The organism is Paenarthrobacter nitroguajacolicus, from assembly GCF_029952445.1.
GTDB lineage: Bacteria > Actinomycetota > Actinomycetes > Actinomycetales > Micrococcaceae > Arthrobacter > Arthrobacter nitroguajacolicus_B.
The window spans coordinates 1-14,247 of the sequence record NZ_JAQPPK010000051.1; the positions used below are offsets into that span (position 1 = coordinate 1).

At 63.5% G+C, this 14,247-nt stretch carries 14 protein-coding genes and 2 pseudogenes; 6 read left to right on the top strand and 10 right to left on the bottom strand.

The features are described from left to right. Together PJL15_RS22070 and PJL15_RS22075 are read left to right on the top strand one after the other, a co-directional pair. On the top strand, positions 1-584 hold a 584-nt coding region (locus PJL15_RS22070), incomplete at its 5' end, for an isocitrate lyase/phosphoenolpyruvate mutase family protein (RefSeq protein ID WP_281453274.1). Positions 585-662: 78 nt separating this feature from the next. Then, positions 663-1,802: a bifunctional 2-methylcitrate synthase/citrate synthase gene (locus tag PJL15_RS22075; protein WP_281453275.1), complete on the top strand. Its 1,140-nt coding sequence runs from the start codon at positions 663-665 to the stop codon at positions 1,800-1,802. 72 nt (positions 1,803-1,874) lie between these two features. On the opposite strand, the gene PJL15_RS22080 is transcribed toward PJL15_RS22075, so the two are convergent. Then, entirely contained in the window at positions 1,875-2,372 is a 498-nt protein-coding gene (locus tag PJL15_RS22080; RefSeq protein WP_281453276.1) for an 8-oxo-dGTP diphosphatase, read from the bottom strand. Positions 2,373-2,428: 56 nt separating this feature from the next. On the opposite strand from PJL15_RS22080, the gene PJL15_RS22085 reads away from it, so the two are divergent. Further along, a complete protein-coding gene (locus tag PJL15_RS22085; RefSeq protein ID WP_281453277.1) occupies positions 2,429-3,199 on the top strand; it encodes a hypothetical protein in 771 nt (256 codons plus the stop codon). A 17-nt stretch (positions 3,200-3,216) separates the two neighbouring features. Here the strand turns inward: PJL15_RS22085 and xerD are convergent, their stop codons facing one another. The 9 genes from xerD to PJL15_RS22130 form a co-directional block, all read right to left on the bottom strand. Continuing rightward, complete coding sequence (xerD, locus tag PJL15_RS22090) at positions 3,217-4,176, bottom strand: site-specific tyrosine recombinase XerD (RefSeq protein ID WP_281453287.1); 960 nt, start codon at positions 4,174-4,176, stop codon at positions 3,217-3,219. A gap of 2 nt (positions 4,177-4,178) precedes the next feature. Continuing rightward, entirely contained in the window at positions 4,179-4,841 is a 663-nt protein-coding gene (locus PJL15_RS22095; RefSeq protein ID WP_281453278.1) for an NUDIX domain-containing protein, read from the bottom strand. A 29-nt stretch (positions 4,842-4,870) separates the two neighbouring features. Next, a complete protein-coding gene (locus tag PJL15_RS22100) occupies positions 4,871-6,616 on the bottom strand; it encodes a CTP synthase (protein WP_281453279.1) in 1,746 nt (581 codons plus the stop codon). A gap of 145 nt (positions 6,617-6,761) precedes the next feature. Then, the gene (gene recN / locus PJL15_RS22105) at positions 6,762-8,501 is read right to left on the bottom strand and encodes a DNA repair protein RecN (RefSeq protein WP_281453280.1); all 1,740 of its coding nucleotides are present in this window, start codon (positions 8,499-8,501) and stop codon (positions 6,762-6,764) included. Positions 8,502-8,504: 3 nt separating this feature from the next. Further along, positions 8,505-9,536 carry an NAD kinase gene (locus tag PJL15_RS22110; protein WP_281453281.1) on the bottom strand — a complete coding sequence of 344 codons (1,032 nt, stop codon included), beginning with the start codon at positions 9,534-9,536 and terminating at the stop codon, positions 8,505-8,507. 13 nt (positions 9,537-9,549) lie between these two features. Next, positions 9,550-10,362, bottom strand: coding sequence for a TlyA family RNA methyltransferase (locus PJL15_RS22115; RefSeq protein ID WP_281453282.1), 813 nt, complete (start codon positions 10,360-10,362; stop codon positions 9,550-9,552). A gap of 3 nt (positions 10,363-10,365) precedes the next feature. Then, a complete protein-coding gene (locus tag PJL15_RS22120; protein ID WP_281453283.1) occupies positions 10,366-10,617 on the bottom strand; it encodes a hypothetical protein in 252 nt (83 codons plus the stop codon). A 9-nt stretch (positions 10,618-10,626) separates the two neighbouring features. Further along, the gene (locus tag PJL15_RS22125) at positions 10,627-11,613 is read right to left on the bottom strand and encodes an HAD-IIA family hydrolase (protein WP_281453284.1); all 987 of its coding nucleotides are present in this window, start codon (positions 11,611-11,613) and stop codon (positions 10,627-10,629) included. Further along, entirely contained in the window at positions 11,606-12,454 is an 849-nt protein-coding gene (locus PJL15_RS22130; RefSeq protein ID WP_281453285.1) for a hypothetical protein, read from the bottom strand. Before PJL15_RS22130 ends, PJL15_RS22125 begins: the two co-directional genes overlap by 8 nt. A 6-nt stretch (positions 12,455-12,460) precedes the next feature. Here PJL15_RS22130 and PJL15_RS22135 point away from each other — a divergent pair, with 6 nt between their 5' ends. The 3 genes and pseudogenes from PJL15_RS22135 to PJL15_RS22140 form a co-directional block, all read left to right on the top strand. Beyond that, positions 12,461-13,558: a hypothetical protein gene (locus tag PJL15_RS22135; protein ID WP_281453286.1), complete on the top strand. Its 1,098-nt coding sequence runs from the start codon at positions 12,461-12,463 to the stop codon at positions 13,556-13,558. Between the two features lie 291 nt (positions 13,559-13,849). Further along, positions 13,850-13,921: pseudogene (locus tag PJL15_RS22770) on the top strand (IS1/IS1595 family N-terminal zinc-binding domain-containing protein); the annotation flags it as partial. Positions 13,922-13,996: 75 nt separating this feature from the next. After that, positions 13,997-14,247, top strand: a pseudogene (locus PJL15_RS22140) (IS256-like element ISBibr1 family transposase); the annotation flags it as partial.

Here is a 14,247-nt window from a genome sequence, read left to right on the forward strand (position 1 = left end):
AAAACGCCGGCCTCGCCGGCTGCCACATCGAGGACCAATTCAACCCCAAACGCTGCGGACACCTCGACGGCAAAAACGTCGTCGACCTCGACACCGCCACCAAACGCATCCGCGCCGCAGCCGACGCACGCCGCGACCCGAACTTCCTCATCATGGCCCGCACCGACATCCGCGCCACCGACGGAATCCACGCCGCCCAAAACCGCGCCAAAGCACTCGTGGACGCCGGAGCCGACGCGATCTTCCCCGAAGCAATGGCCACCCTGGACGAGTTCCAAGCCATCCGCGACGCCGTGGACGTGCCCATCCTGGCCAACATGACCGAATTCGGCAAAAGCGACCTCTTCACCGTCGACCAACTCCAAGCAGTCGGAGTGAACATGGTCATCTACCCCGTCACCCTCCTCCGCATTGCCATGGGCGCTGCAGAGCGTACTCTGGAATCGATCAAGGCTGAGGGGACCCAGGAAGCGCAAGTGGAAAACATGCTCACGCGTGCGCGCCTCTACGAACTCGTCGACTACGAGGCATACAACCAATTCGATACCGGCGTATTCAACTTCCAGGTTCCTGGCGTCCGCTAGGTTCCGGAAATCATCAAGGGGAACGCAGGCCGGCCGGAAACCCCCGGCGCGCCTGCACCAGGAACGAAGGAGTTCAGCGTGGTAGCTGTTGACATCAAAAAAGGCCTTGCCGGCGTCGTGGTGGACTACACCGCCGTCTCGAAGGTAAACCCGGACACCAACTCCCTGCTGTACCGCGGGTACCCGGTCCAGGAACTGGCCGCCAAATGCAGCTTCGAAGAGGTTGCCTACCTTTTGTGGAACGGCGAGCTGCCCAACGAATCGCAGCTGGCCGAATTCACCGCCCGGGAGCGGGCAGGCCGTCCGCTGGACCCGGTGGTCAAGCAAGTAATAGATGCCTTGCCCACTTCAGCGCACCCCATGGATGTGTGCCGCACGGCTACGTCCGTGCTGGGAGCACGGCACGAGCTTGCCGAGGACTCTTCGCCCGAGGCCAACATGAAGAAGGCCATCGACTTGTGGGCGGCCATGCCTGCGGTGGTGGCCTACGATCAGCGTCGCCGCCGGGGCCAGGATGTTGTGGAGCCGCGAGAAGACCTGGACTACTCCGCGAACTTCCTGTGGATGACATTCGGTGAAGAACAGGTCCCCGAGGTCGTGGAGGCGTTCAACGTCTCGATGATCCTCTACGCCGAGCACTCCTTCAACGCCTCCACGTTCACTGCCAGGGTTGTCACCTCCACCCTCTCGGACCTGCACTCAGCCGTGACTGCAGCCATCGGTGCGCTCAAGGGTCCGTTGCACGGGGGCGCCAACGAGGCCGTGATGCACACCTTCGACGAAATCGGCATCCGGAGTGAAGAGTCCCTCGAAGAGGCAGCCTCCCGCGCGAAAACGTGGATGGAAGGTGCCCTGTCACAAAAGAAAAAGGTCATGGGCTTCGGACACCGCGTCTACAAGCACGGCGACTCCCGCGTCCCCACCATGAAAGCCGCACTGGACAAGATGATCGCCCACTACGGACGACCCGAACTCCTGGGCCTCTACAACGGCCTGGAGCAGGCCATGGACGAGGCCAAGGCCATCAAGCCCAACCTCGACTACCCCGCCGGCCCCACATACCACCTCATGGGCTTCGACACCCAGACGTTCACCCCGTTGTTCGTCGCCAGCCGCATCACTGGCTGGACCGCACACATCATGGAACAGGTGGCCTCGAACTCCCTGATCCGCCCGCTGAGCGAATACAACGGCCCGGAAGAGCGGCACGTGCCGTAGGGTCACGCAACACCGAACAACAAACGACGACGGTCCGGTCACCGAAAGGCGACGGGACCGTCGTCGTTTGCTTCACCTGCCAGGTTCCACCCATTCCACGGTATGGACGTCCGCCACATTCTCGTTATCCGGCGCCAGGTCCACCCGCACAGCAATGCGCCTGCCTGCGATCATCGCCGGCAGCCAGTGCTCAGCGTCTGCCCACATCCGCTCCACCGGTAGCTGCCCCACAGGGAACCAAGCTGGCGCGATCTCGTCGCTTTCGGACGGCTCGCCTGCCCACGTCCGCGTGAGGAAGACAGTGGTGGCCATGTTCCAGTCGGGCCTGGCGGGGAACACGAAGTCAACCGTCCCGGCGGGAACAAGGTCAGCCGCCTCAACCACGACGTTGATTTCCTCCATTACTTCACGGCAGGCCGCTTCGACGGCGGTCTCCCCCGGCTCCACGTGCCCACCGACGCCCACGACTTTGCCGCGTCCGAATCCCGTCTTCTTGGTTCCGAGAAGCACGTGTTCGCCATCGGATCCGTGGCGAAGGAGGAAGCACAAGGTCACATGGGCAGCTGTCATGCTGCCTACCTTAACCTGATCTCCCCTGCCGCTGCGGCCATTGCTACAGTGAGCCCATGAGCGAAGGTGGGGGTGACGTGGGCGCCGAAGCGGCCGCCGTCGAAAAGGTTGCCGAGGTGCCGTCGGAGACAGTGAGCCGCGCGGAGGAAGCCGCCAGGGCCCCAGCCCCGAAAGCCAAAGCCGAACGGGACACCTGGCTGCCGCGTTGGCTGGTGGCGCATCCCCTCTACGTCGGATGGGCGTGGACCCTGCTGTGGGCTGGGCTTATCGTCCTGGACGAAGTAGTGGACCTGGCCGGTTGGACCTGGTACCTGTTGGTCCTGATGGCGGCCTTGCCAACCCTGGTCTCTACCCTCGTGGTGTTGCACGCAACCCCACGAAGCCATCTCCGGGCGGTGGACGCGACGGTACTGGGCCACTTCTTTGTCAGGTTCGTGGCATTGGTAGCGGCATTCATGGTGTGGGCGGCTTCGGTGGTGATGAGCGCGTCCATCTCCACTACCGTCCAATCGGTGGTTGGCGACTCGGAAAAGGAAGTCACTGCCCTGGGCTTCAACCTCATGGTGGCGGCCGTTCCCCTGGTGCTGTCCATCCTGTGGATGGCATTCATCGTGCGGTGTGCGTGGTTCCTTCGGCGGCTGCGCGGTTGGCGTCAGGTGCCGGTCAAGACGCGCGTTCCCAAGAAGTTCCTGCGTGGACGGCCACAGCTCAAGCGCGTGGTGGTGGGTCTCGCCCATCCGGGGCTGCTCCTGGTGGCAGGGTTGGGAACCTCCCTGCTGGCCGTTTCCGTGGACGCGGTTGAATTGACGCTGCACGTTCTGGAGTAGCCTGCCGGGCCCTGCGCCTAGCCGAGCGCCCTGGGGTGTGCCGCCGCGTAGACCTCACGCAGGGTGTCCGCGGTAACCAGCGTGTACACCTGAGTAGTTGTCACCGAAGCATGACCCAGCAGTTCCTGCACCACCCTGACGTCGGCGCCACCCTCCAGCAGGTGCGTGGCGAAGGAATGCCTCAAGGTGTGCGGCGAGACATCCTTGGTGATGTTGGCGCGCTCCGCAGCCGTCTTCAGGATGGTCCAGGCGCTCTGCCTGCTGATCCGGCCTCCCCGGGCGTTCAGGAACAGCGCCGGCGTTCCTTTGCCTTTGGAGGCCAGCAGCGGACGTCCGCGGACAACATATGACCCGACGGCGCGTGCACCGTAGGAGCCCAACGGAACCAATCGTTCCTTGGAACCTTTGCCGAACAACCTCACGATGGCTGGCCCCGATCCGGGGTCCTCCAAGGAGACGTCGTCCACGTCCAGCCCCACGGCCTCACTGATACGGGCCCCCGTGGAGTACAGGAACTCAAGAAGGGCCCGGTCCCTCAGCCCTGTGGCCGTGTCCGAGCCCGCAGCTTCCAGGATGCGCGTCACTTCGCCAACGCTGATGGCCTTCGGAAGCCGCTTGCCCGGCATGGGCGGGTGGACGTCGCTGGCCGGGTCCGCCGTCGTCGTTCCTTCCAACGCCCAGAACTTGTGGAGTCCGCGGACGGCCACCACTGTGCGCGCTGCTGACCGGACGCCGAGTACTGCAGCGCCGTCCGAACCATCGGACAACGCTTGGACAAAGGCCGTCACGTGGTGGCGTGTGATGTCCCCGGGCCGCTCTGCGCCTTGTGCTGCCAGGAAGTTGGCGTACCGTGCCAGGTCGCGGCGGTAGGCGGCCAAGGTGTTGGCCGCGAGACCGCGTTCCACGCCCACATGCTGCAGGTAGTCCGTGACTGCGCGGTCAATTCCGTTGAGGGGTCGTGTGGCGGCCTCAGCCATGCTCAGCGCTGGCTCGGGTGTGCCGGCCACGGCGCGTTGGCAGGACGCAGGGTGGTGAATCCATCGGCCTTTGCTGCTGCTGCGGCCAGGATGCCAAGGACTGCCGAAGGGTTGTGCAGGCGCCCTTCAAGGACGGCTTTGACCGCTTCCTCGAGCGGGACCCAGTGGAGTTCGATCTCCGCTTCTTCGTCCGTGCGGACATGCCGGTCAGCTTCAGGAACATCACTCAGGCCGCGGGCGAGGTAAATACGAACAGCCTCGCTGGAGGAGCCTGGCGAATTGAAGAAATCGACCAGGACATTCCAGGTTGCCGCCACCAGGTCGGCTTCCTCAGCGAGTTCCCGGGCCGCACCGACGACGAAGTCCTCGCCTTCAACATCCAGCAAACCCGCCGGAATCTCCCAAAGGTCCATGCCGACGGGGTGGCGGTACTGCTTCAGCAGCAGGATTTCCCCGTCGACGTTCATGGGAAGCACGGCAACCGCACCCGGGTGGTCGATGTAGTCGCGCACCAGCGTGTCCGTGCCTTCGCTGAGCTGGAACGAGTCACTGACCACGTCCCAGATCCGGCCTTCATAGACCTTGTTGGTAGACAAAAGACGGCGCGGGCTCGGCATGTCCGAAACCTGCCTTGATGTGCGGGGGGTTTCAGAAATACCGGGCATCGCGCCGTCCTTCGTTAGTACTTGCGTCTTTACTTCGCTGCTACCGTGCGGGCGCCGGTCTCAGTAGCCACAGGGCTGCCTTCACGACGCTCCAGTGCAGCCTTGACCAAACCTGCGAACAGCGGGTGCGGGCGCGTCGGGCGGGAGCTGAGCTCCGGGTGCGCCTGCGTTGCCACGTAGTACGGGTGCACTTCACGGGGAAGCTCAACGTACTCCACCAACTTGCCGTCAGGAGACGTTCCGGAGAACACCAGTCCCTCTGCTGCGATCTGGTCGCGGTACTTGTTGTTGACCTCGTAGCGGTGGCGGTGGCGTTCGCTGACGGTGGTGGTGCCGTAGGTCTCGGCGACCACGGACCCTTCGTCCAGCTTGGCTTCGTAGAGGCCCAGGCGCATGGTGCCGCCCAGGTCTCCCTTGCCTTCAACGATGTCCAGCTGCTCTTCCATGGTGGCGATAACCGGGTACTTGGAGTCGGGCTCGAATTCGCTGGAGGAAGCCCCTTCCAGGCCAACGACGTTGCGTGCGTACTCGATCACCATGCACTGCAGGCCAAGGCACAAGCCCAGGACCGGGAGCTGGGATTCACGGGCAAACTTCAAAGCGCCCAGCTTGCCTTCGAGGCCGCGGATACCGAAGCCACCGGGAACGCAGATCGCGTCGACGCCGGCCAGGGACTTGGTGGCACCGGCCAGTGTTTCGCACTCATCCGAGGGAACCCAACGGATCTTGACCTTGGCCTCGTTGGCGAAGCCGCCCGCACGGAGGGCTTCAGTTACTGAGAGGTAGGCGTCCGGAAGGTCGATGTACTTGCCCACCAGGGCGATCTCGACCTCGTGCTTGGGGTTGTGGACAGCCTCAAGCAGCTTGTCCCACTTGCTCCAGTCGACATCCTTGAACGGAAGATCCAGGGCGCGGACGATGTAGGAGTCCAGGCCCTGGGAGTGCAGGGTCTTGGGGATGTCGTAGATGCTGGGTGCATCGGCGGCGTTGACCACGGCGTCGATATCGACGTCGCACATGCGGCCGATCTTTTCGCGCATGGCGTCAGGAACTTCGCGGTCCGAACGGATCACGATGGCTTCCGGCTGGATACCGATGGAACGAAGGGCCGCAACGGAGTGCTGCGTCGGCTTGGTCTTCAGTTCCTGCGAAGGACCGATGTACGGAACCAGGGAAACATGCAGGAAGAAGACGTTGTTGCGGCCGACGTCCTGGCGGACCTGGCGGGCCGATTCAAGGAAGGGCTGGGATTCGATGTCGCCTACGGTGCCGCCGATTTCGGTGATGATGACGTCCGGGGCGTTCTTGCCCTCGGCGGGTAGGCGCATGCGGCGCTTGATTTCATCCGTGATGTGCGGAATGACCTGGACGGTGTCTCCGAGGTATTCGCCGCGGCGCTCCTTGGCGATAACGGTCGAGTAGACCTGCCCTGTGGTCACGTTGGCCGAACCTTCAAGGTTCTCATCGAGGAAGCGCTCGTAGTGTCCGATGTCGAGGTCGGTTTCGGCGCCGTCATCCGTCACGAATACTTCACCGTGCTGGAAGGGGTTCATCGTGCCCGGATCCACGTTCAGATATGGATCGAGCTTCTGCATAGTTACAGACAAACCGCGTGCCCGCAGCAGGTGGCCGAGGCTGGAAGCCGTCAGACCCTTACCGAGCGAGGACGCCACACCACCGGTGACGAAGATGTGTTTGGTCGTCTTGGACGAGCCCGGGAACCGGGAATTTACACGGGAATTTGATCGCTGCACCACGGAATTCGAGCTTATCATCAATTACGCCTTCCAAGCGTCCTGTTCGGATTCCCCAAATGGTCAATAGTTGCCCAGGACGGCGTTCCAATCAAGAGCCGGGCGGCCAAAAGCATGGTGATGTGATGGTGCTCGCACTCAATATTTGCTCCGCACCGCTGTGGCATCAGGCGCGCTGCGGCAGGAGCTTGGCGTCGTCCAGCAATTCCTGCGCGTGTGCCTGCGCCGATTCCGAGTCCTCTTGACCGGCCAACATGCGTGCCAGCTCCTTGACCCGCTCGTCGTCGCTGAGGAGCTGCACATCACTGGAGGTAAAGCCGGTGGCTGTCTTCCCATCCGAACCACGCACGGAGGTCTTGGTGACCCGGATGTGTTGATCGGCAAAGGCCGCCACCTGCGGCAGGTGGGTCACCACCAGCACCTGGACGTGGCGTGCCAGCATCGCCAGCCTGCGGCCGATTTCGACGGCGGCCCGCCCGCCGACGCCTGCATCCACCTCATCGAAGACAAACGTCGGAACGGGATCCACGGCGGCGAGGACCACTTCGATGGCCAGCATGACCCTGGACAGTTCACCTCCCGAGGCTCCCTTGCCCAATGGACGTGCAGGAGCGCCGGAGTGCGGCTGGAGCAGGAAGGCGATCTCGTCCGTTCCCCAGGGACCCAGAACATCGCTGCCGGCCACCTCGATCACCAAGGTTGCATCCGCCATGGCCAAGGCCTTCAGCTCGGCACTGACGCGCCCGGACAGGTCCTTTGCTGCCTTCGAACGCGCTTTGCTGATAGCTGCCGCCAGCTTACGGAGCGCCACCTCGGTTGAGGCCACCTCGGCATCCAGAGACTCGATCCGGCTGGAATCGTCCTGCAGCTCGTCCAGGCGTTTCCTGGCGGTGGCTGCCCACTCGAGCACTTCGTCAATGCTTGGGGCGTATTTGCGGATCAGCTTGGCAAGGGCGGCCCTGCGTTCCTCGATTTCGGAGAGCCGTTCCGGGCCTTCGGTGTCGAGGGCCGCTTGGTAACTGGACAGCTCAGCTGCAATGTCATTGAGGAGGAAGCCCACTTCGGCCAGCCTGGCAGCTGCCGAACGCAACTCTTCGTCGTGATCGGCAACGTGCTCCAGCGTCCGCTTCGCCGCATCCACCATGGTGGTAGCGTCCCCTGAGTCCCCGAATTCCTCGGCAATGAGTGACTCGTGGGCCGCTGCTGCCGCGAGCCTGAGTTCTTCGACATTGGCCAGCTTCACGGCCTCGGCCTTCAGGGTTTCGTCCTCTCCGGGTTGAGGATCGACCTCGTCGATTTCCTTGAGGGCGGCGTCCAGGGACTCGGCCTCGCGCAAACGTTCACGGGCCTCGCTCCGCAGGGTTTCAAGCTCCCCCTGGATCGCTTTCCAGTGGTTGTACAGGTCCTGGTACTCCCCCAGGACCTTCGCCAGGGGCGCCCCCGCGAAACGGTCCAAGGCATGACGCTGTGCGGTGGCACTCTTCAGGCGGATCTGGTCCGACTGGCCATGGACAACCACCAGGCTTTCACCGAGCTCGGCCAGCACCCCTACCGGTGCGGCGCGGCCACCAACGTAAGCGCGGCTTCGCCCATCCGCACCCACGGTGCGGGCAAGCAGGAGTTCAGCTACGCCGTCGAACTCTTCAGCCTCTCCGCCGGCTTCCTTGGCACGTTCGACGGCGCTGTGCGCAGGATCAAGCTTCAACACTGCCTCAGCAGAGGCGGACTTGGCACCGCTCCGAACGGCGCCGGCATCCGATCGGGCACCCAGGAGAAGCCCGACGGCGGTCACCACCATGGTCTTGCCCGCACCGGTTTCGCCGGTGACTACGCTCAGCCCCGGGCCGAGGGGCAGCGCGGCATCGGTAATGACGCCGAGGTCACGGATTCGGAGTTCTTCAAGCATGGTTCACTTCGCATTCGTGGGGTCGGAAGGGTCACCGTCCAGCGGACCGTCTGCATCCCGCGGACTGGGCAAGGGTGCCGGTGACAGGGTCCTGATGACCGGGATGGGACCCGTGTGTACTTCACCGCGCCGCGGGGCAGGTCCGCGCCAGCCGTGGATGGGGAGCTCGAACTTGCGGACCAATCTGGCCGAAAATGGGGTCTTGTGGGTCCGGGCGAGCCGCACCGGAGTTGCCGAGCGGGTCACCTCCACACGGGCGCCGGGGGGCAGGTCCACCGAGCGCCGGCCATCGCACCAAAGGACGCCCAGGGCATCGGTGCGGTTCATGATTTCAACAGCCAGTTTGGACCGCGGGGACACAACCAAGGGCTTGGCGAAGAGTGCATGGGCGCTGATGGGCACGATCACCAAAGCTTCGACCTCCGGCCAGACCACGGGTCCGCCGGAAGAAAAAGCGTAGGCGGTGGACCCGGTAGGTGTAGCCATCACCACGCCATCGCAGCCGAAGGACGTCAACGGGCGCTCGTCCACTTCGGTAACGACTTCCAGCATCCGTTCACGGTTGGCCTTCTCGATGGCGGCCTCATTCAATGCCCAGGTGTGCCAAATCTTCTGGCCCTTGATCCACACCTGGACGTCGATGGTCATGCGTTCTTCCACCGTGTACTGGCGGCTGGCGATCCATTCGACCGTCTGGGCCAGGTCCGCCCTTTCGCTTTCGGCAAGGAAGCCCACATGCCCCAGGTTCACTCCGAGCAGCGGGACGTCAACCTCACGGACCAGCTCAGCGGCGCGCAGGATGGTGCCGTCTCCGCCCAGGACCATGACCAATTCCACGTCTTCCAAGCTGACGTGATCATTCAAAATCTCAATCGGGGTGTCCAAAGCACCGAAGAACCGCTCAATGTCGGCAAGTTCAGACTTCTGCAGCACAGGAACCAAACCTGACGAGTGCAATTGCGTACAGGCATCCCACGCCGCGCGGAGCGATTCCTCCCGCCCAGTGTGGGCAAGGACAAGTACACGCCTGCTCATCGGGTTCTGCTTTCTAGTGGTTTGGCCAGAGGTTCTTCAACAAGGCAGCTACGTGCTGGTCCCGCTCTTCGATCTTAGGCAACGCGGCGGACATCCTGCGCGTCATCCACAGGAAGTATTCAACATTTCCGTCCTGGCCCGGCAATGGGCTGGCCGCCAGGCCCCGGAGATCCAGCCCGGAATCAACCGCAGCGCGGGCAACCTGGGCAACAGCCCGGCGTCGTTCATTCTCCGAGGAAACCACACCGGAACGGCTCAGCCGCTCTTTGCCAACCTCGAACTGGGGTTTGACCATGAGCACCAAATCCCCGCCGGGTTCAGTACATTGCGCCAATGGGTACAAAACCAAGGTCAGCGAAATAAAGGACAGGTCCGCTACCGTCAACCGGGCAGGGCCACCTATCTGGTCCGGGGTCATATACCGGACATTGAGCCCTTCATGGACTTCAACTTTGGAATCTTCCCGAAGTTGCGGAACCAGCTGGCCATGGCCAACATCGACGGCGACCACCGTCGCCGCACCGTGCCGGAGCAGGACGTCAGTGAAACCGCCCGTGGAGGCACCGGCGTCGAGGCACCGCTTCCCGGAAACCACGACGGCGGGAAAGGCCTCGAGCGCGCCGGCCAGCTTGTGACCGGCACGGCTGACGTAAATGTCCTCCAGATGGGCTTCGACGGTCAATTCCGTGCCTGCGTCCACCTGGAGGGCGGGCTTCGCCAGCACCGAACCGCCGGAGGTGACCTTGCCGTCGCTGATCAGCTTCGCGGCATGGGTCCGGGACCTGGCCAGCCCGCGGGAGACCAGTTCCTGATCGAGTCGTGCCATGCGTCAGCTGTTGCCTTCCGGACGGTGGGTGCTGGGTTGGATGGTCGGCAGGCCTGGTTCGGAATCAAGCGCCTCCAGCAAGGAATCATGGATGCGGGTATACAAGCCGCCGTGTTCCTCCAATGGAGCATCAGGAACACTGTCCAGGACGCCGAGGGCCCCGTCCACCAGGGCATCGGCTGTGGGGACAGCGGCATCAGGCCATTGCACGCCGGCGTCCGGTTCCGGCATGGGAAGTTCGTTGGGCTCGGTCATCGCACCAGTCTAGTGAGTACGCCATTCCAGCTGCGGAGCAGTCGCTTCCGCGGCGTCAGGAACAGCCGCCCACCATGCAGCGCACGCCGCACGCCAGGAATCTAGATCGTCCTGGCTGCCCGTCACCGTCACTGTGCCGCCCTCAGCGGAAGCCGAAGCAGCACCGCAACGGAACGTGCCGTCGTCGTCCGCGATGACGGGGTAAGGGGCGTAAAGTCCCTCGAGGTCCGCCAGCAGGTAATCGGGACGTTCGGCGGTCCGCGCGGCCAGGATGGTGAAAGTGGTATCCACGCCCGTGAGTACGGCCGCCGTCGCAAAACCCGCGCGGTTACCGCCCAGGATGTCTGTATCCAGGCGGTCGCCCACTACCAGCGGCCGTTCGGCCTTGAGCCGCTTGGCTGCCGAGTGGAACAAGGGCGCCTCCGGCTTGCCGGCCACCAGAGGGGTCTTGCCTGTAGCAGCGGCCACCGCAGCCACGAGCGTCCCATTGCCCGGTGCCATTCCACGCGCTTGCGGAATGGACATGTCCGTGTTGGTGGCAAACCATTGTGCACCGCCTGCCACCACATAAGACGCCTCCGCCAGGTCCTTCCAGCCGATCTCCGGATTGAACCCCTGAACCACTGCGACAGGTTTCTCAGCTGCGCTGTGGACCGGTTTCAGTCCCACCAGTTCGATCTCGTGGGCCAGCGCCGCGCTGCCGGTAATGAGCACATGCGCGCCCGCAGGAAGCAGGGAAGCCAGGAGCTCCCCCGCTGCCTGGGAAGAACTCACCACTTGATGGTCCTCAGCCGGCGCACCAAGCTCACGCAGGTGTGCCGCTACCTGGGCTGGCCTCCTGGAAGCGTTGTTGGTGACGTAACCCAGACCAACGCCTACGGACTCCAACCGCTGCAGTGCGTCGACGGCACCAGGGATGGCGTGCGGCCCGGCGTAAACCACGCCGTCCAAATCGGAGAGGACAGCATCAAATGATGAGATCAGTGAATCAGCCATGCTGGGAGTCGGTGCCCTCGTTGTCTTCTTCAGTTTTGTTGTCTTCAGCCTCGTGGGCTTCTTCCGCCTCGTGGGCCTCGTCTTCTTCGTCGGCTGAGTCCTGATCAGATTCAGCATCATCAGACTCGAAGTAGTCGGACTCGGCGTCGTCGAGTTCAACGTCGTCGCGTGCCACGTCAGCCGCGGCAGCTTCGGCGATGACCGTTTCCGTTTCAGGCTTTACGACGTCGTCTTCCGCAGCCGGCTTCTGGAAACGCGGCTTACGTGCGGCTTCTTCCTCCTGCTCGTCCCAACCGAGGTCCAGGATTTCAGGCTCGGCAAAGTCGCCGACGCCCAAGGCGTTCTCAGCAACCAGGGCCTGGCGCGCCCACTTGTCGGCTTCTTCCGTACGGCCCACCGCAGACAACGCTTCGGCGTAGGCACGGAAGAGGCGGGGGCTGTAGGAGAACGCGCGGTTGATGTCCAGTTGCGGAATCTCGAGCTCACTGACAGCAGCATCGAGCTGGTTAAGGTCCGCACGGGCGCCGGAAGCCACGATCGCCAACTCCACCTTGCCCGGAGCATCAAGATCCTGGGCTTCGGGAGAACGCACCATATCCAAGGCACGGTCAGGGCGGCCAAGGCCACGCTCGCAGTCAGCCATCACCGGCAAGTGGACGTTCGATCCACTGATGCGGCGGTAGGTCCGGAATTCGCGCAGCGCTTCACCATAGTGGCCAGCGGCGTAGGCAGTGAGGCCCACAGCTTCACGAACAGCGGAGAGACGGCCTCCACGACGACTGGCAGCCAAGGCGTGCTGGAAAGCCAGCTCCGGCTCAATGTCGATCAAGCGGCCTGCCATGACCAGGTGCTTGGCAACCCAGCCGGCGCTCTGTTCTTCGAGCGTCTTGATCTGGTGGCCTGTTGCGCGGTCCAGCTCCTTACCCGTGACATCCTCGTCGATCTCGGGGGAACGTTCGCGGTCCGGGCGGTTCGAGCTTCGGATGTCCTTGGCGTTGGGCACGCGTGCAGGGCGTTCTTCCCAGGAGTTGCCACGGTCATTGCTGAAGGAGCGGCGGTCGCCATCACGGGCCGGACGGTCGTTGTTGAACGGTCGACGGTCGCTGCCCTCACGGCGGGGGCCATCGAAATTGCGGGGGCCGCGCTCGGAACGGTCACCACGATCCGGACGGTCACCAAAAGGCTTGCGGTCACTGTTGAACGGACGACGCTCACCATCGCGGGCCGGACGATCGCTACGATCACCAAAGGGCCTACGGTCACCACGGTCGTTGTTGAACGGTCGACGGTCGCTGCCCTCGCGGCGGGGGCCATCGAAATTGCGGGGGCCGCGCTCGGAACGGTCACCACGATCCGGACGGTCACCAAAAGGCTTGCGGTCACTGTTGAACGGACGACGCTCACCATCGCGGGCCGGACGATCGCTACGACCGCCAAACGGCTTACGGTCGCCACGGTCGTTGTTGAAAGGCTTACGCTCGCCGCGGTCACTACCGAACGAACGGCGTTCGCCATCGCGGGCCGGACGATCGCTACGATCACCAAAAGGCCTACGCTCGCCACGGTCGTTGTTGAAAGGCTTACGCTCGCCGCGGTCACTACCGAACGAACGGCGTTCGCCATCGCGGGCCGGACGATCGCTACGATCACCAAAAGGCCTACGCTCGCCGCGATCGTTGTTGAAAGGCTTACGCTCGCCGCGGTCACTACCGAACGAACGGCGTTCGCCATCGCGGGCCGGACGATCATTTCCGTCGCGGTTTTCCCTGGAACGGAATCCACGAGGATCCCCACCCGAATTGTTGTTGGGGCGGTAAGAGCCGCGATCGTCCCTGTTTCCGCCGAAGTTTCCGCGATTGCCGCCGCGATTGCCGCCGTTGTGCTCAGCCATGGTGGATTCCTCCTGTTGCGAGCCGACCACTGGCGCGTGCGTAGTCGCTCATAACCCTTATTTCGTTGTCACGCCGCCGGCAGCTATGAAGCACCGACTCGTATGTCTTATGCAATTCTATTCGACGTCGCCACAGCCACCGAACGCCGGAAGACGCTTTCAGCCGCGTCGTGGCAAGTCTCACAGGGGCTGCCCCTGCTGTGCCTGGGGAGTCCGGAGCGTGGGGTTATAGGACAAAACGTGTGTATGGGTTGGGCTTGCTTCCCAGCGCTGGCGGGCGAATTCCGGGATAGCTAAGCTTTTGGAGCTTAGGGTGGCTGGGGTGCTTGCATATCTGGGGAATGTTTGGTCTGCGGCCAGACGCTGGTACGAAACGGGAAAACGGCTGCGGGCAAACAGCGCTACCGGTGCCTGAACTGTGGGGCGAGCCGTTCCGGTGAACGTCCGGATGTCAGCCGTCGCGCTGAGCTGGAGGCGTTTCTTGGCTGGCTATTGGGCAGTGCCGGCCAGTCCTCGTTCACCATGTTCGGCACGGCCCGGTCCTTCCGACGGCGCACGGCCTGGTGCTGGAACATCGCCCCGCGCATTCCCGTGACCGGGGAGGTCCATGACCAGGTCCAGGTCGATGGGATCTTTGTCGGGACGTGGTGCTGCCTGATCGCTGTTGCCGGTGATTACGTGCTTGGCTGGCAGTGGTGCGACACCGAGAAGAAGGCCGCGTGGGCGGCGCTGCTGCAACGGTT